The following is an 18,834-nucleotide window of genomic DNA, read 5'->3' on the forward strand; positions in this document are numbered from 1 at the left end:
GTAAACGAGTTTTGCTATCAAAGTAGGACCCAGTCACGTACGCGCGCAGGTGGCAATCGACATCATAATTCGCGGGATTACTCTGTGGCCTCGTTGATCTCTCGATCCTTTTGGTGTCAAGCTTCGGTCGTCAGATGTTTGATAGGCCCATAAATGCACGACTTGCTTGATCTAGCAGCTATTCTTAAAACAGAAGAGGCCAACGAGGCGGAAACCCGGCACAAGGTCATCGACACCGTTTTGCACGATATACTTGGTTGGCCGAGGGCAAGAACAAAGGTCGAAGAGTTTATTGCGCCTGGATTTGCTGACTACGTTTTAACGCGCCCCAATGGCGAGTTCATGTTTCTGGTCGAAGCAAAGCGTATCGGAAAAGCCTTCGAACTACCAATCCCTCATAAAGCCGGAGAGTTGTTTTGCTATCTCGGTATCAAACAGCTTCAAAGCGATGCCAATATTAGATCGACTATGCAGCAGGTGCGTGAGTACTGCATGGATGTCGGGTGTGAGTATGCGGCAATCACAAACGGGAACGAGTGGATTGCATTCAAATGTTTCGAAAAAGGGAAACGTTGGGATGAGCTTAAGGCCTTCGTTATACGAGACCTTAGGTTCTTCTTAGAGGAAAGCACCAAGGCAACGAATGCTTTCTCCTTCATCGCCATTACGGAGCATGCGTCTCTCGTCAGTACGTTGTCGAGCGCACCACCGAAGGATCGTCAAGTTTATATCGCCAAAGATCGGATACTGCCTTACTCGCACCCGATTTCGTCTAACCGTCTTGCCTCAACGTTACGGCCGATCGTCAACCGGCTCTTTGGCGTCATTTCAGATGATCAGACAGAGCTCATGGATCGGTGCTATGTATCTGATCGAAATTACAATCAGGTCCTTTCAGGAATGAGGTCGGTTATTAAGGACTCTCTGACTCCATATTTCGAGCAATATGGAGTGGAGCAGTTAAGCGACACCGGAAAAGGCGGGTCAATCGGCGGTCGCATCACAAAGAATTTGAAAAATGCGCGTGGTGGTGAGGTTCTCGTTCTCTTTGGAGGGAAGGGAGCCGGAAAATCGACCTTCATTAGAAGATTACTTAGGCACACGCCGCCAAGGTGGTTGAGAGACAACGCAGTTACTGCCGTTGTCGACATGTTAGAGGTTCCCGAAGACAAGTCACGGATACATTCGGAAATATGGCGTCGTCTTGTTCGCGACCTCGATGTTGACCAGACGCTGTCCTCATCCCGCGAAGTCTTGTTGCGAGATCTGTTTTCGGACAGGTTTGAAACAGCTTCGCGTCAGGAGCTTTCAGGCCTGCCGAGGGGCGGCGAAATATATAATGACAGGTTGAACTCGCTTGTTTCGGCTTGGAAAAACGATCTTGAATATTGTGCAACCCGTTTAGCTGAAAATAGCGCTGCAGCCGGTAAGGGCGTGGTCGTTGTTATCGATAATACTGACCAGTACAGTGGCCCAATTCAAGATTTTTGCTTTACGACGGCCCAAGAGATTGCGCGGAGCCTGTCATGCATCACGCTGATCTCTATGCGCGAGGAGCGCTTTCACAACTCGAAAATACATGGCGTCTTGGATGCCTTCCAAAACTCCGGTTTCCATCTCAGCTCCCCAAAGCCTTCAACAGTTTTCCTTAAGCGCCTTGAATACACGATCGGCCTATTGCGGAACGAAAAGCGGCGCTCGGAGATAACAGCCGCTACGGATGCCGATCTTATAAATGATTGCTGCAAATATCTAGAGATCGTTGCGAGTGGGATCCGTGATACCGAATCCCCACTCAACAGTTTTCTTACGGCATGCGGACACGGTGACATAAGGCTTACGCTGGATTTATTCCGATCATTTCTGCTCTCCGGTTATACTAACGTGCAGGAAATGCTTGACGCCGGCCGGTGGAATTTCCAAATCCACCAAGTAATCAAGCCAGTCATGGTGCCGACGCGCTATTTCTACGACGAACAGCTCAGCGATATTCCGAACATTTTCCAAGCTCGCGACAGCAGGCTAGCCTCGCATTTTACGAGTTTACGAATTTTGCGACGGCTTGCAAAAAATATTGGAGGAGGCTCGTCCGACTTTGTGACGATTGCCGAACTGCGTTCCTACTTCGTTGAAACGTTCCGGATGGCTGAGGATTTCGCGCAATGCATGGATATTCTTCTGCAACATGGGTTTGCCGAGGCGAATAACCGTCTAGACTATTTTGATGAAAGTGTTGATCAAGTACGAACGACCAATTATGGCTTGTATATGCTTAACGAGCTCGCATTCACTTTCACATATCTTGATCTTGTATTTGCCGATTGCAATTATTACGATGAACAGGTTTGTAACAGTATAACGTCATACGCAAATGAAGAGTATAAGCTTTTCCTGAGCAGAGAGCGGACGGAACGGGTGAGAATTCGTTTAGAACGCACCAAAGAGTTCATCTCGTATCTCGCGCGTGAAGAGCAGCGCGAGAATGAACTATTCGATTTAAAAATACCCGTCGGCGAGGGTTTCGCGGATAAGTTGCAACAAACATTTGACGTAGAGAGTAAGCGAGTTATAGCAAGCGCCGGAAAGCAGAAATACGACCGTCGTTAGCTAAAACAATCACTTACCAGCGGCGATGGTCGATTAATTTGGCGCGGAGTGTTCGAATCCCTTCAAGAGCGCTAGTTACAGTTAGCCACCGTTGATGGGTTACGGATTAAAAAATGGTTCTGCTGCCAAATAGACTCGAAATTTCGGGATCATGACGACGCGGCGCTACCGGTCGGGCGAATTCGACTATCACGGTTATAACTCTGGCAAAGGCGACACTTCCTGCGGGGCTGCCTTATGAAGCGGCCACGGTGATCATGACGAGAACCAGCGATTGCGGGCGTGGGTCGGATTATTCCGCTGTAGCGGCTGCAGCTTAAGCAGGCTGCGCGCAAACCATCGGAAGACACTCTCGGCGCAGACACATTATGGGGCGACCACATGTCGACCGCGCAAGCATGCGCTAGACAGCTTTGAAGACGACATCGCCCAATCGATCAAACACGTTGCACAATTGCCGAAATACCCTTGATTGGCACAAAGCGAGTAGACAACCGCTGCACACTTTTGCGCGACATGTTTTGGGTGCATTTTAACAAAGTCACTAAAGCAATAAAAACTACCTTCAATTGTAAAATCGAGTTGATTAGCGGCGCGGCCCCCCTTACAAGGTCCTAAGAGATGTATTTATATTAGAAAGTTTGATTGTGTCGCGTTACGAAAACAACGTTCTTGCGGGTGAAAGCAGATCAGATGCGGCCTTCAGGATCATCCGTTGCTCTTACGGCTTGGTATACTGGAAGGATGCGGCCGCATCATGCACGATCCATGAGACTTAAGTATCTCGTTGCGCTTTCAAGCGCTGTTATCCTTGCTGGTTTGGCCTTCCATTTCTTTACTTCCGAACCCGACGGTCTCAGCAGCAACATTCCAGCCGGCATAGAGATCGACAGAACAGAGCAGGTTAGAGCGTATACAAGCGGCTTTGGAGGTCCCGGTGATTTCTACGTCAAGTTTGCCGTCTATGGTTTGTCAAAAGCCACGGCTGAGGAGATCAGCGAAAAGGGCGAGACGTTCTTCAAAAACTTGAAGTGTTGCTCGGAACAAACCTCAGAAAGAGTCGATGTCAGGTACCAGTCTTGGACTCAAACTCCCGGGCCACTAGAGACTTGGTATGACGATAAAAAATTTCAGCGCATTAGTGATTATCTTCTACATCGCGAAATCGACGTCGATCTTCCAAAAAAAGAGCTCGAGGAAGCACAATCATCTCTTTCGACGGATGGAAGCTTTCTGGGAAGACAGTCACACGGCTACCTTCTGATCAATCCCAATACTCGTAAAATATACTACTTTTACGCCAACTAGAGGTCGACATGATAGTACATTCTTATACAGATTTGAGCGTGAGAAATACAATTCTTCAGTACTTATATGGGACATTCGACCCTAGCTGGGATTTCGCCGAAAGGTTTCGCGAGGACAGCAACGATGCTGGAAATTCCCTGACTGTCGGTCTCCAGGGCTTCATGCTAGATGGACCAGGGCGATACATTAAGCCAAGCAACTTTAGTATAGTTTCGGCATTTTTCGATAGCGCCAAAATAATAGAAGATGGAATCTACAGCTTAGAGCAATTACTTGGCCTCACCGGCTTCGAAGACAAAAGCGCCTATAAAAGCATCAGGCAGTATCCCATCGATATCTTGTCGTCAGATTACGACGAGCGCGCCTTTGTTTGGGGCACTACCGGGTACCGTATCAAAGATGCTGTGTTTACGGTCGAGGACGGGCATAGGACGATAGGTTCGCTCGAAATTGTTGCTGATACTGACAATTTCGACTTCGAAGGAGGCGAAGGAACAGGTGCTATCAACCCAATTTTGAAGAACCTCGTCGATCCCATGAATATCGGAATCAAATTCAACATAAACTTCGTGGGTCAGGGATCGATATTCGAGAATTACTCGAACTCCGATTACGTAGACGACTCTGCGTGGTACTCAAATCTTCTATCTTCAGAGTCGGTTTGGAAAGCTTACCTGGGAGGATTAGAGAGCCTGGGATTTGTGCGTGCGCTCAAATACGATCCACTTACCAGCTTTATAGAAGAAGGCAGAAATGTCCTCTACGGCGACCGCACGGCAGATGACACCCTGGACGCGCATTGGCCCTCGAACAATGTCGGGCCTGATCCCCTGCCAGTAGTTCTCGTAGGTGGCGGAGGGCACGATACTTTGATCGGCAGCGAATTTTCGGATTTGTTATTTGGCGGAACAGGAAATGATATCATACATACCGGGAGGCCACCTGAGGAGGACGGCCCACTTACTACTTGGGATTACACTGATACGGTCTTCGCTGGGGACGGCGACGATTTGGTATATGCCCGTGGCGGCGAAGCATTAATCTCTCTTGGCGCCGGAGACGACAAAATCGAGTTCTCTGAATATAATCGAGCTGTGGTTTGGGGCGGTTCAGGCGCGAATATATTCTCTTTTTCTAACTCGGCCAATGTGAGACTTGTAGAGATCCCGGGCCTTACAGAGGAGGTATTTTCAAGAATATCGTTTGAAAAAATACTGCCACGTTACCTAGGTGGCCGGGAAGATCCGATTACGCACATAATCATTAATCCCTCCACTGACGACAGATTTTTCCTGGATGGGAAAGAATTGGCGGACATCATCGTCACGCAGGACACGGAGGTCAAAGAGGGTTGGGATTTCACGTACGAGCACGAAGGCCAGAACCTCAGAGTTCCGAAAGAACTCACGCAAACGACAGAAGTTCATAATACCTATCAGTATGCACTTGCTGCATACAATTCAGTAAAAATAAGGGTAGCTTTCGATCACTACAGCATAGACCGGCTAGGTGTTCATTTTGAATTTCCGCAATCGTTGGACGGAGAGCAAAAAGTATTCAAAATTAACGGATTTTCCAATGGAGAAGCTGGAATAATATTGCCGGGATACCCGGCAGAGAGTCAGGATATTCGTGACGTTTATAATCGTGAATATGATCTGCTAGAGTATGATGACGTTTATGTACAAGGCAACAACGAGAATGACTGGTATCAATACACCCTAACGTTGGATCGCCCAGGTGAAAACAGTGGCGAATATGAATGGTTTGAATCGTCCTTATTTCTCGCTGCTTCTGCGCAGCCTTACACCATCCGAATCCCTACTAAGATCAGGCTCCATGCGGATCGCGAACTGCTTGAACACACCGAACGACTGGACGGGAGCCTAAAGCCGCCGGAGTTTGATGAATCTCGTAAGATTCTGCTTCCTATTGAAAGGTTCGTTATAAAAAACGGGGAGCAACCGGCAGGCAATCCAGCTTTTGTGGGTAGCGATCCTGCAGAACGCTTCGTCGGCTCTACCTCAACACGTGCGGTTGATTACTCTGGTTCTACCGACGCGATCTCCGTCAATCTCACAACGGGTCGTGGCACGGACGGAGACGCAACTGGTGACCGTTATATCGGTATAACAAAAGTAATCGGCACGAACTACGACGATACCTTCGTCGGTGGTAAGGGCGACAATCATTTCGTTGGAAATTTTGGGGACGACATTTTCCAACTTGTAGAGACGGGAAATGACACAGTCGAAGGCGGCAGTGGTGTGGATTCGATCGCGCTTTCCGGAGCTTTCTCTGACTACCAATGGACTGAGGTAGCGGATGGTGGGCTTCGTATCAAAAATAGCTCCGGTTATACTGCTATAATTTATAATGTTGAGCAGATCTCACTCGGCGATGGATCCGTGCTTAATGCTGAGCAAATCAAAATGGACGCAAGGATTAGTGGCACTTCAGGCGATGATGTTCTGCGGAGCACTCCTAACGACGATGCACTGAACGGTGATGCGGGCGATGACACCTATGTCTATTTTAAAGGTGACGGCAACGACCTTATACTTGAAACTAATGGTGGAGGTGTTGACACCCTTGATCTTCGGGACCTCAGTCCTTCTGACATTACCCCTACGCAAAGCCTTACGAACCCTCGTGATATCATCATCACGGTGAACGAGACCGGCGAAACGATCACATTGGTAAATACTTATCATCTGAACGGCGCAAATAACCATGAAGGTGTGCAATTCATCAAGTTCGCTAACGGCCAAATCGCCGACCAGGACACAATGCGTCAATATGTGGTGCTGAGAGGAAGCTCTGCGAACGATATCATTGTGGGAGATGATACATATGGCGAGCGCATCGAGGGTGTTGCCGGAGATGACCAGATCAATGGCAGAGGTGGTGACGACACCATTTCTGGCGGTCGTGGAAACGACATCCTCAATGGCGGAGAAGGTGATGACACATATGTCTATCTCAAGGGTGACGGCAACGACAGGATTACCGAGAGCAGTTCCAACGGCAGCGACACTCTTTACTTGCAGGATCTCAACGCATGGGATGTTACTCTCACGCAAAGCCTCAGCAATCCTCGTGATCTGATCATCACTATCAACGCAACCGGCGAAACCATCACGCTCGCAAATTCATATGGCGAAAACGGCGCCAGGAATAGTGAAGGCGTCCAGTTTGTACGCCTTGCCAATGGCTTTGTTGCCGATCAGGACACCCTACGCGCAAATGCCGTCCTTCAAGGAAGCTCTGCCGCCGACACAATTACGGGCGATGATTACTACGGTGAGCGCATCGACGGTGGAGCTGGGAATGACCAGATCGATGGCATGGGAGGTGATGACACCATCAATGCCGGTCTCGGAAACGACACCATCACTGGCGGCGCAGGTAATGACCTGTTCGTCTTCAAGCCAAACTTCGGACTGGATACGGTCACCGACTTCCAGGCGGGTGCTGGTTCGGCAGATGTCCTCGAGTTCGACAGCAATCTCTTTGCCGACTTCGAAGCTGTTCTGGCGGCGGCTGCCCAGATCGGAGACGACACCGTCATTACCTATGATGCAAGCAACACCGTCACGTTGAAGAACGTGGCGCTGACCAGCCTGCATGACGACGATGTTCGGTTCGTAGCCTAGGATTGAACATTGACCGTATTGATGACGACTGAAACGCGGCGACCTCTGGTCGTCGCAGCCTTGAGGCAGACCAGGTCAGCCTTTGTGAGTGTCGCCGCGCTGAGCGCGGTTACCAACATTCTGATGCTGACCGGTCCCCTATTCATGATGCAGGTCTATGACCGGGTACTGGCGAGCCGAAGCGTGCCAACGCTTGTTGCGCTTTCGGTGCTTGCAATCGGCCTCTATTTCTTTCTAGGCGTGCTTGAGCTTATTCGCGCCCGCATCCTGGCGCGCATTGGACAGCGAATTGAAGAACAACTGGGTGGGCCGACCTTCGATGCTGTGATGGTTCTGCCGTTGCGCATGTCCAAGAAGGAAGCCATTTCTCAGCCCGTGCGCGATCTCGAACAGGTTCGGCAGTTCATGAGCGGAGCCGGTCCGATCGCGATCTGCGACATGCCCTGGCTGCCGCTCTACATCGCGATCCTGTTTCTGTTTCATCCGTATCTTGGGTGGCTGGCGATCGCGGGTGCTATCATCCTCATCGCGATGACGCTCACGAGTGAAGCAGTGCTGCGTGACCCGTCACGCCGGATCGCTCAACTGGCCGGTGCGCGATCCGAGTTTCTGGAAGCTGCCCGTCGCAATGCAGAGGCGCTTTACGCAATGGGCATGCGCGGCGCCTATTCATCGCGCTGGCACGAGGCGAATGCTCGCTACATTGAAGAGCAGCGTCAGACTGGCGATGCGACAGCAGGCTTTTCCACGGCGTCGAAGATATTCAGGCTGGGACTGCAATCCGCCGTCCTTGCTCTGGCGGCGTGGCTCGCCATCAAGCAACTTGTATCGCCAGGTGCCATGATTGCTGCCTCGATTTTGACATCGCGTGCACTTGCTCCGATCGAGCAGGCGATTGGTCAATGGCGAGGCTTCGTCAATGCGCGGCAGGCCAAGTGTCGCTTGTACAAGCTACTGGAGCAGTTTCGCGCAGACCGAAACCGCATGCCCTTGCCAAAGCCGCAACATTCACTTGCGGTCACAGGGCTGGCCGTCGTGGCGCCAGGCACGCAGGCACCAATCGTGCGCGAGGCAACGTTCGAGCTCAAAGCTGGCCAAGGCGCGGGGATCATCGGTCCGAGCGGTTCGGGCAAGTCGACGCTTGCGCGCGCACTCGTCGGCATCTGGCCTCCGGCACGAGGAACAATTCGGCTTGATGGGGCAGAGATTGACCAGTGGGATCCGGAGGCTCTTGGGGCATCGATCGGTTATCTTCCTCAATCCGTAGAGCTGTTCGATGGCACGATCGCCGAAAACATCAGCCGTTTCAGTCGATCCGCAAGTTCTGAGGACACTATCCACGCCGCCAAACTGGCGGGCGCCCACGAACTCATCCTGTCGATGCCTGACGGATACGACACCCGGATCGGAGCCAATGGTGCGATTTTGTCGGCAGGCCAACGCCAGCGTGTCGGCCTGGCGCGTGCTCTCTATCAACAACCGTTCCTCATCGTTCTCGATGAGCCAAACGCCAATCTTGATGCGGAAGGCGAGACCGCTTTGACAAATGCCATCATGCGTATCCGGGAAGCGGGCTCGATCGTTGTCATCATCGCCCATCGGCCCAGCGCTTTGGCAGCAGTCGACCACGTTCTTGTGCTGGCACAAGGGGCGATGGTGAGCTTCGGACCACGTGATGAGGTTCTCAGAAAAACGACAATGCGGACAGTGCCGGAAAAATGAATGAGACAAACCAAAGAAGTCCCGCAGCGCGCTCGATCAGGAACTACTCGATCGCTGCTATAGTGACGATCGTCCTTCTTGTGGGCGGCATGGGTGGCTGGGCGGCAACCGCGATGCTCTCCGGTGCTGTTGTCGGCATGGGCACCGTTGTTGTTGATGGCAGCGTCAAAAGGATCCAACACCGGGAAGGTGGGATCGTCGGCGAGATCCTCGTGCGCAATGGTTCACGCGTCGCAGCAGGCGATGTGTTGATCAAGCTCGATGACACGATCACTCGTGCTAACCTTGCGATAATCACCAAGCAGCTCGATCAGCTGACAGCCCGCCGCTTTCGGTTGATCGCCGAGCGCGATAATCTTCAGGAAGTCGCGACCTCGTCGGCCCAATCCTCCGTGTTCGAGGGTGCGCCGTCTCCAGAGTACGTGGCCGCAGAACAGGCTCTGTTCATGTCGAGGCGTGACACGCTGAACAGCCAGAAAGCGCAGTTGCGTCAGCGTATCGATCAGATCGGTCAGGAGACTACAGGCCTGACGGTTCGATTGAAGGCTAAGGGGGAAGAGCTCTCCTGGATAGGCCAGGAGCTGATCCGGGTGCGAAACCTGAGTGATCAGCAACTGATACAGTTCAACCGGCTGGCAGAACTGGAGCGGCTGCGTGCGCAACTTGATGGCGAGCGAGGCCAGCTGATCGCTGAAGTGGCCCGAACCGAAACGCGTGTGACTGAGACCGAGCTGCAGATCCTGCAACTAGATCAGGATCGCCGAACGGAAGTCGTCACCGAGTTGCGAGACGTCGACAACAAGCTCGCCGAACTCGCTGAGCAGCGCGTATCGGCAGACGATCAGTTAAAGCGGATCAATATCCTGGCGCCACAGTCCGGGGTGGTTCATGAACTCGCAGTGCACACGATCGGCGGGGTGATTTCGCCTAGCGAGACAATCATGCAGATCGTGCCGGTAAACGATACACTTGTGGTGGAAGCCCGTATTCAACCCGCCGATATCGATCAGCTGCACATTGGACAGAAAGCCACTCTCCGCTTTTCCGCCTTTAATCAACGGACCACACCGGAAATCTTCGGTGAGATCAAGACGGTTGCGGCTGACCTGATCCTCAATCAGCAAACGGGTGAATCCTGGTACACGGCGCGGATTTCTATTCCTGCCGACGAACTGGCACGTCTTGGCTCGCTTCCGCTTCTCGCAGGTATGCCGGTAGAAGCATTCGTACAGACCGGCGAGAGGACGGCGCTGTCTTACTTGCTGAAGCCTCTCGCTGATCAGATCAATCGCGCTATGCGAGAGGATTGAAACGCCGCGGCGGTAGTTCAGCTAGACACACAATTATTAATTGGAGCAAGCTGCGGGTGGCAATGGCTTTAGGTCCCGAAATAGCTCGTCGCGGAGTCAGAAGCAGGCGATCAGCGTGCTCTTTTGCAGAAATAAGGAGCTCGTCATTGGCACCCCCTTTTCCGCTCGACCAGAAAGGACCTTCTAAACGCTGGGATGACACTGCTGCTGATCGCAAGTTACCGACCTGTATCTTAAAATTGAAATGGGTTTGAACTTGACAGTAATACTCATGTTTGTAAATTGTCAGAATTAAACAGAGTTGAGACGTGATGATTTGGCATTTTATATTTTGGATTTCTTTTTCTGCTCGGTTGCTCCTGACCGTGATAGATCTCTACGAGACAAGAAAATTAGATGTGTTGCCCTTGCAAAGGCGCACAAGAAACGACCAGCGCCTCTACGGCCTAAATAAGATTCGCCAGTTGCCGCTGCTCGCCGCTGCCCTGCTGTCTTCTCTTTTTATCGGCGGTTTCTATCTCTTGCTCGCGCCGGTGCTTACCATAGCATTCATTTTTTTTGCACAAGCAGCGCGACAGGCACAAAACCAGTTTGTGATGGGCGAAATCCATTATCCTCCTTTGAATATCGTGGTCCAAATCATCGAAGTGGGCCTCTGTGGATGGATTGCCATCGACTATTTTTTTAGACAGGGAACAATCTAGTGAATCAAAGCCAACAGGATTTCAGCGATCTTTTTGTAAGCGAACTAGAAAAGAATGCTGCTGCGAATGGATTGAACGCAGCCTCATTTTCGATAGGTTCCATATTCGCCATGCAAGAGCAGCTATTGAAAATCGTCGGCGTTGGTACCGTTGGAACAGTCATGCGATCAGTTTATGGCGTCGGCGCGAGTATCGCGATTGGTGGAGGTACGTCAGGCGCCATCGTAGGCTCGTTGGGTGGATTGGCGGTGGGTGTTCTAGTGACAGCAGGCGCGGTGGCGCTGCTTGGCGCTTCTACTCCAGTTCTCATCGGGGCGGCGGTTGCAGGTGGGCTGGGTAGCACAGCAGGCAGTGTATTTTTCCAGTCGTTGTACGATGCTTACGACAAATATTCGGAAGGTCGCGGGTCCGTTCCAGGAAAAACCAACTTTCTACCCTCTGATTCCGAGAACTTTGATTTTGGCAACGCTAAAGTCCTAGAGCCCATCGTCATCGAAGGTGAAACCGGGGGGGCTCGATCTCGAAGTTTTACGGTAAATTGAGCAAGCTGGAGTCCGCCATAGGTTCTTGGAATAAGAACTACGCAGGGTCTGGTGTCGAAATTTCATTAAATGATTTGCTCAGAAACTCTGAAAGCTTCTGGGGCAACAAATTGCAATATGTCCGCGGTGCAAGGCTTCCCGCAAGGGAAAACGGTTTGGAAATAAGCTCGGAAATTGCAGCGCTCATAGAAGAACTAAAGGAGGAATATGACAGAAACAAATCAGAAATCGACGAGATTGATCCGAAGGTTGGCGAGCTTGTCGGCGCGCTCACCGAAGGTGTGAGCACATTTTTTGCCATGTTGGGGGAGTTCTCTACGCCCATCATCCTCGATTTGGACGGTGATGGCCTAGAGCTATTATCTATGAATGAAAGCTCAGCTTCTTTCGACTTCTTGGATGGCGCGAGCGGCAAACATGGATGGGTGAGCCCTGACGACGGCCTCCTAGCATATGACAAGAACGGAAATGGCATAGTAGACGACGCGTCTGAGTTGTTTGGCAGCAGAGACATGGATGGCTTTAGCATGCTCCGAGCCTTTGACGACAATGGCGATGGCTACATTGATGCTCACGATAGCAAATTCTCGCAGCTGAAAGTATGGCGCGATTTGGATTCTGACGGTTTGTCCAAAATCTCCGAAGTTCACTCGCTGACCGATCTTGGTATCAAATCGATTGCTTCGAAGCCTGAAATTCAAAATGAGTATGCAAAGGGAAACTGGATACCGTTGATATCGTCATTCGCGACGGAAAACGGGGACGTTCGTGAAGTCGCTGATGTGTATTTGTCTCGAGTAAGCGGCAATGAAATGGAACACAAAAAGAACTCAGATTCGCTAGTTCAGTTCGCCTCCCCAGATGGATCGATTTTGGAAGGCAATGAAGCGGATCAGATATACGTTGCTGGTTTTGGAGCAGATGTTTTCCGCTTCAGGGGATTGATTGGAAATGACGCTATCGTCAATTTCCGTTCTGGGGGACAATACCGAGACATCATTGACCTCTCGAGTTACGAGATCCCTTCTTGGTATGAGATGTTTAGTGTCGTACAGGATGGAAGAGACGTATTGATTGACGTGGCTAACGGAGGAAAGATCATCTTATACAATGTATCAGTTACTTCCATCACAGAAGAGAACTTCATTATATGAAGCGGTTCGCAATCACCGTTCGATAAAGTAGCCAAATTTTATTTTGAGCGTTTTGCTCCGCGATGACGGTCGCTTCTTGAAAGCGGTTGAGGCCTGACATTTTTGCAGAGAGACACTTTGGGGATTTCGATGAAACTGGACAGCAAGCGCCTTGTTCAGTGAGCGCGTAATGACCTTAGACCCATCTTCCCTCCGGTTTTCAAGAGAGTCTGGGGTTTTTTGCTCTGGGGCCAAACTTTGGACCGCCGGGAACTAGAGTTTTCCGGCTCTGATCACGATGGCGTGCTGGTGGCGCCACCGGGATTATGCAGGTCAATCGGGACGTTATATCCGGTTGCCGAGTGAGTGCGTTCCTCACTGGACTCTCTGACCTTCGACGCCTTTGCAAAAGGCATCGTCGACCGCTTTCTGCAGTTGACCCCGGAGTGGTGCAGACCCCCTACGGGATACCACATCGTGTTTCCCACAAAACCCGTCTGGGACGAGTTTCTTAGAAGCGGCGAGCCGCCGGACCGCCTTGGCGGTCGACGCGCGGTCATGGTTCTCACGCGCGATGACGTTGAGAGATGGGGCCCGCTACCCCTAGAGTTTGTTTTGCCTTAGCGTAGCGGCTAAAATACGTAGAGGCCTACTTTCGACCGGAAAGCTTCACGCGGTTGACCAGACTGCCACGGCAGCCCGGCCAAAAACCGATCCCCTAACGTGTCAGGCTGACAGGCCGCTTTGCAAATGATGTAGGCACGCTGTAGCGGTTCCACTAGAAGTAATCAGGCATGGTGGTGAGACGCATTTGCTCTGCTCGCCGAAGCTGTCAAACGCGGTGGGTGAGCTTCGCTACTCGAAACAGCAACGAACCAGCGGCGTTACCCGATTATAAGACTTTCAGCGGCCTAGTGCTGTGATCCCGCAGACAGGGATTAGTTCGCCGATTCATATCGCCCAACGCATCAACGCTTCGCGGCCGGCATCGGTCAGGCCATAGATGCCTCGGTCAATCCGCTCGAACCACCCATACACATTCGAGAGTAGTATTTTACCAGCGTCGGGAGCGCTCTGTCTCAGATCGCGAACTCGTAACGGCCCTTGTGCCAAGGCTTTCGCACATCCGAGCGCTTGCTGCCGATACGCAGTCATGAGAGGTGTACGTGTGCTACCGCCAACGACAGGATCACCCAGGCGTCTCTGGTGCTCGCGCACAAGCCGCGAGCGTCGCTTGGGATTTGTCCGCGGCATCGGGGATATCGAACTGACGATGACATCGACATGGCCGCCTTCCGAGATGGCGAGCATTCCTATCCCCAGCCGTCGACAAAGATCGCGATAACGCTTGTCTGTTTCCCGCCCTTTGCCGCGGACAGACAATTTCGCTGCGATCCACACCTCGTCCGATATCGATGCTCGATCAACAGCCTGAAGGATCAATTCGAGGTTAAACGCCAGCTTCAGTTCGCAGACCACGATTACGGATGGATCATCGTCACGTATACCCATTAGGTCGCACCCCCCGATTTCCCCCTTCACCAGATATCCTGCCTTCTCTAGAAAGGCTTTCACAGGTTTATAAAGGGAGGTTTCCATGGCGGTACTCAGAAGAATCGTCTGCAGACAGTACATGGAAGACCACTCGAATTCACCATTTACATTGGCATCGGCAATTCTTGGCCAAGTCTAACGTAACTTGAGAGGCATTCGGGGGAATTGTGCCCTTTTCCGACTGAGGGCAGACCTATCGGAGCATTTTGACCCGACCAAGTGAAATAGCGACAAACCTAAGGAGCGCAATCAAAACGGCGGCGTTTGCGGTTCGCAGTTCTGTACTGAAATGGCGCGCCCGAAGAGATTCGAACTCCTGACCCTCGGATTCGTAGACCGGGTAACGTTGCATCTACTTATCTCGGCTAAGAGGAATGCATTTAAACATTGGCTTATCTATGGTTGGCAACCGGTTCAGAGTAATTGCCTAAACCATGTGAAGTCAGCACCGATTCGCCTTCGCAAGCCGAAGAGGCGGCGCTCGGCTTAGCACGCGAGCGGTGCAGCTAGTCCAATGCGTGTTTGAATTATTCTGGCCAAATCTTGCGATGGACCGCGCCAGCGTGGCGACTACACCCAGCCTGCTTTTTTGAAACGGTAATAAAGAATGGCGCAAAGCACCAGAATGGTCCCTATTACAACGTAATATCCGTACTCGGTCTTCAGCTCAGGCATATTCTCGAAGTTCATACCGTATATGCCAGCGATTGCGGTAGGCACGGCCAGGATCGCCGCCCATGCAGCAAGCTGTCGAGTGATCGCGCCTTGCCGCTGTTGCTCGAGAAGATTTGCGGCTTCGAAGACGGATGTCACGATATCGCGCAGGCCGATCACCATGTTTTCCACGCGACGAACATGATCATGAACGTCGCTGAAGAACGGTCTCGCATTGTCGTCGACGCAGGGAAGTTCGAGGTGGGCGAGTTTGCTGGCAACTTCCGCCATTGGACCGATCACCCTCTGAAACTTGATGACCTGCCTGCGCATCCGGAAGATCCTGCGGATCTGTTCTGGTTCGAGGAAGGAGATGAGGACGTGCTTCTCGATATCCAGCACCCGGTCTTCGATCGTTTCGACGAGTGGCAGATAGCCATCGACGATGAAGTCAAGGATTCCATGAAGAACATAGTCGGGACCGTGCGAGAGGAGCTGCGGCGCTTGCTCAAGTTGTTCGCGCAGTTTCTGGTGTGATCGTGCCGATCCGTGCCGGACTGTGATGACGTGCTGTTGGCCGACAAAGATACAGGTCTCACCGTAGATTATCTTGTCGTTTTCCAGATGGGCGGTCTTGGCGACGACGAAGAGCTGATCGCCATAGATGTCGACTTTGGGGACCTGCCTTCCGTTGAGCGCATCTTCGACCGCGAGGGAATGAAGCCCGAACATCGTCTTGAGGTACGCCATTTCTTCGACCGTTGGATCGCTCAGTCCGATCCAGACGAAGTCGCCTGCGGTGGTTTCGAAAGGTTGTGAAGAGAGTGCGACCGCGTCGGCGCGCTTGCCGTTGCGGTAGAGATAGGATGCGACGACTGTCATCTGGGTCCGTTGAAGCTGCCGGGGCGGGAGTCACAATAGGTAAAGAGATCGAAGACTTGATACACGCAAAGTCGGTGGGGAGGTAGGGCTTTGAAATCCGCGGCCGAGAATTCAATCGACACACTAGGCGTTTGCCGCAGACGAGATGATTAGCTTTGCATTCGACGTTCTCGGGTCAAGCTAGTGCGGTTCGATTTTCAGCAGGGGGCCTTAAGTCGTCGAGAGCCTCTCGCTCACTCCACCCGCAGGATGCGCTCGGTATAGTTGAACCATGTTGTCGTACTACTTGATCAAAGCGCGTGGCCTCTGCAATAGTGCTTTAGGGGGCGCTTATGCAAAAACGGTACTGGCTGCTATGCGGCGTCATCTTGCTGGGGATCGTAAAACTCGGCGAGACGCCAGAGGGTGGCCGAGGTGTGGCACCTCCATCACTAACAGCCACTGTGCCATCTGCTCCCGCCAAACTCGAGCCGGATCAACCGTCAAATCCTCTGCAACTGCCGACACCCGCTGAGCGCTCGACACCCGTGCCTCCTGTGCAAGACACTGAGCGGGCTGACCCTAAGTTCGTGCGGGCAAACAGCGTTGCCTTGAGACAATCGCCGAACGCAAAAGCCAATATCCTAGACCGCCTGAATATGGGCAAGCGAGTGATGGTGTTGGCACATGAAGGCCAATGGTCGCGCGTGAGAGACCACCTTACAAAGCGAGAAGGCTGGGTTGCGAGCAGGTTTCTCAGCGACGATGAACCCGTTGCGAAACGCGAAGCACCGGAGGTCAAGGAGACCGTCGAGGTCAAGCCGAAGATTTCGCCGTCGATTATCATCCAGAGGATTATTGCGGAGTCTATTGCGGGCTATCCTGGGACGTGCGCGTGCCCGTACAGCACGGACAGGCGCGGCCGAAAATGCGGCAGCAGGAGCGCTTATGCCAAACCGGGAGGGTATTCGCCGATCTGCTTTGCCGACGATGTGACGAGATCGATGATTGAAGCCTACAACTGAACCGCATTTGCACCTGAACGCTGTCGTTTTGGTTGGCAACCAGTGGCCAAGCCCTCCATGTTGAGAAGGTGCTAATTCGCCAAGGATGGTGTCGCGCGCTTCGAACTACCCCGATTGCTTAAAGCCTGAGGCCCAATCCCTTCTTCAACGAGTGCTCGAGCTCATACGTCCTTCTCTGTTCGGCCGTATGTGCCCGCTCAACCAGCCACGCGACGTTCCTGATACGATCGACCTGTTGAAGCTGATCCTTGCCTAGCCGGAGATCCATCTTCTCCAGCTCCAGCCTGTTGCGCGTTCCGAAGCGTTTCTCCAGAGCACTTGCAATCGCTGCTGCTTCGGCCAGTGCCTGCTGACCATCTGGTGTCTTCGTCATCCGCTCGAGGAACCGCGGCTTCTGCTCGCTGTCGAGCTGATCGAACGCTTTGAGGATCGCCTCGCTCTTGGGTGTCAAACCGGGCACTTCGACGATGTCACGCTTCTCGCGTTGCCACTCTTCCGACCGGCGCGCTTCGTCCAATCGCCGCTCCCAGGTTTCTGCCGCATGTCCGACATGGCTGGAGAAACCTTTCGCTCTGCTGAGTGCCTGCTTGCGCTCTGCATTGTCGCCGAAGAGGCCGGTCTTGCCCCGCAAGGCCCCAAACTGCTCCGGTCGTTCACGGACCGCTTTGACCAGTTCGGCTTTGTCTATTTTGTCATCCAGGATGAGGCCCTTGAAGGTGAGAGCAACGGTAAAGGAATCCTGATAAACCGGGCCTGCCATCGACTGCAGATGCTCGATCTCACGTTCCAGATGTGGCATCGCATTGTGCCGCGCCACCTCGTCGATGGTGCGGTCATAATGCGTGATCGCGGGCACGAGCGGGGCAGTGATGTCTTCGACTTGCGAGCGCGTCTGTTCGAGCGGTTTCGGAAGATTGATGCCACGTTCCTGCTGATGCATTTTTGTTCCGAGTGTGGCGACCTCCAGGTCGTCTGTCTGGCTCGCTTTCGTTTGCAATCCGCGTCGCTCGGCAAACACCTGCTCATAATCGAGCGTGGTTTCCTTGACGCCGGAGCGGCCCATGCTGGCGACCATCTCCTTCATGTCCTTCAGCTCATCACGACCGGCATAGAGCGTCACTGCATCCCGATGACGGGTCATGGCGACATAGGTCAGATGCCGGTCCATGGTGGAGGATGCCATGACGAACGCGCGGTCGACGGTTGCGCCCTGGGCCTTGTGGATGGTGGTGGCGTAGCCATGATCAAAGGATTGGTAATCTTTGACCGGTAGAGCGAGATGGCGGACGTTGTTTGATCCGCCCGAAGATCCGTCGAGCCGCAAATGTAGTGCGTTCGGCTCGACGGCTTCCACCGTCCCCAACATGCCGTTCTTCACATCGAGATCACGGTTGTTTTCCAGAAGGACTATGCGATCGCCAGGGGCAAAAGCGCGCTCGCCGTTGACGGTCTGATAGACGCGCTCGCGGTTGGTTCGGCCTTCACCGTATCCTTGTTCACTGCGAGCTTGACCATCACTTTTTGCCAGCAATCCTTCCGCCTGAAGTCGCTCCCGGATACCGTCATTGATGGCCCGAACATCAATCCGCCGATGCGCCAATGCGATGCGTGAGCCCTCCGGGTTCTGCGCCCGATCGGCAACATAATCGCGGATCAGATCGGCACAGGCCTGCTCTCGATCATTGGCAAAGCGAATGCTGTTGCGCTCCGCATACTGCTGCAATCCGTCCGCCGTGCGATGCGTGGCAAAGGCGACGG

Annotated in this window: 12 protein-coding genes; 9 read left to right on the top strand and 3 right to left on the bottom strand. The window is 52.6% G+C overall.

Features of this window, described 5'->3' with window-relative positions; translation table 11 throughout:
• Window positions 1–153: 153 nt before the first annotated feature.
• The 8 genes from ACTJK5_RS18895 (at window position 154) to ACTJK5_RS18930 (ending at window position 13,003) form a co-directional block, all read left to right on the top strand.
• Window positions 154–2,607 (top strand): hypothetical protein, encoded by a 2,454-nt coding sequence (locus tag ACTJK5_RS18895; protein WP_112520266.1) that lies wholly within the window; start codon window positions 154–156, stop codon window positions 2,605–2,607.
• A gap of 768 nt (window positions 2,608–3,375) precedes the next feature.
• Window positions 3,376–3,915 carry a hypothetical protein gene (locus ACTJK5_RS18900; RefSeq protein WP_112520265.1) on the top strand — a complete coding sequence of 180 codons (540 nt, stop codon included), beginning with the start codon at window positions 3,376–3,378 and terminating at the stop codon, window positions 3,913–3,915.
• Window positions 3,916–3,923: 8 nt separating this feature from the next.
• Complete coding sequence (locus ACTJK5_RS18905) at window positions 3,924–7,571, top strand: hypothetical protein (protein ID WP_440612984.1); 3,648 nt, start codon at window positions 3,924–3,926, stop codon at window positions 7,569–7,571.
• A 9-nt stretch (window positions 7,572–7,580) separates the two neighbouring features.
• Window positions 7,581–9,293 (top strand): type I secretion system permease/ATPase, encoded by a 1,713-nt coding sequence (locus ACTJK5_RS18910; protein WP_440612985.1) that lies wholly within the window; start codon window positions 7,581–7,583, stop codon window positions 9,291–9,293.
• A complete protein-coding gene (locus tag ACTJK5_RS18915; RefSeq protein ID WP_112520259.1) occupies window positions 9,290–10,603 on the top strand; it encodes an HlyD family type I secretion periplasmic adaptor subunit in 1,314 nt (437 codons plus the stop codon). The genes ACTJK5_RS18910 and ACTJK5_RS18915 overlap by 4 nt, the downstream gene beginning before the upstream one ends.
• Window positions 10,604–10,911: 308 nt before the next feature.
• Window positions 10,912–11,307 (top strand): hypothetical protein, encoded by a 396-nt coding sequence (locus ACTJK5_RS18920; RefSeq protein ID WP_440612986.1) that lies wholly within the window; start codon window positions 10,912–10,914, stop codon window positions 11,305–11,307.
• Window positions 11,307–11,849 (top strand): hypothetical protein, encoded by a 543-nt coding sequence (locus tag ACTJK5_RS18925; RefSeq protein ID WP_112520257.1) that lies wholly within the window; start codon window positions 11,307–11,309, stop codon window positions 11,847–11,849. The genes ACTJK5_RS18920 and ACTJK5_RS18925 overlap by 1 nt, the downstream gene beginning before the upstream one ends.
• Complete coding sequence (locus tag ACTJK5_RS18930; protein ID WP_440612987.1) at window positions 11,846–13,003, top strand: hypothetical protein; 1,158 nt, start codon at window positions 11,846–11,848, stop codon at window positions 13,001–13,003. The genes ACTJK5_RS18925 and ACTJK5_RS18930 overlap by 4 nt, the downstream gene beginning before the upstream one ends.
• A 930-nt stretch (window positions 13,004–13,933) precedes the next feature.
• On the opposite strand, the gene ACTJK5_RS18935 is transcribed toward ACTJK5_RS18930, so the two are convergent.
• Window positions 13,934–14,581 (bottom strand): DUF2161 family putative PD-(D/E)XK-type phosphodiesterase, encoded by a 648-nt coding sequence (locus tag ACTJK5_RS18935; protein WP_112520255.1) that lies wholly within the window; start codon window positions 14,579–14,581, stop codon window positions 13,934–13,936.
• 525 nt (window positions 14,582–15,106) lie between these two features.
• Window positions 15,107–16,072: a magnesium and cobalt transport protein CorA gene (locus ACTJK5_RS18940; protein WP_112520254.1), complete on the bottom strand. Its 966-nt coding sequence runs from the start codon at window positions 16,070–16,072 to the stop codon at window positions 15,107–15,109.
• A gap of 332 nt (window positions 16,073–16,404) precedes the next feature.
• On the opposite strand from ACTJK5_RS18940, the gene ACTJK5_RS18945 reads away from it, so the two are divergent.
• Window positions 16,405–17,076, top strand: coding sequence for an SH3 domain-containing protein (locus ACTJK5_RS18945; protein WP_112520253.1), 672 nt, complete (start codon window positions 16,405–16,407; stop codon window positions 17,074–17,076).
• 118 nt (window positions 17,077–17,194) lie between these two features.
• Here the strand turns inward: ACTJK5_RS18945 and ACTJK5_RS18950 are convergent.
• The coding region (locus tag ACTJK5_RS18950) for a BID domain-containing protein (protein WP_440612988.1) at window positions 17,195–18,834 on the bottom strand (1,640 nt) is incomplete at its 5' end.

The sequence above is a fragment of the Agrobacterium sp. 22094 genome, from assembly GCF_052046015.1.
GTDB classification, from domain to species: Bacteria; Pseudomonadota; Alphaproteobacteria; order Rhizobiales; family Rhizobiaceae; genus Agrobacterium; species Agrobacterium cavarae.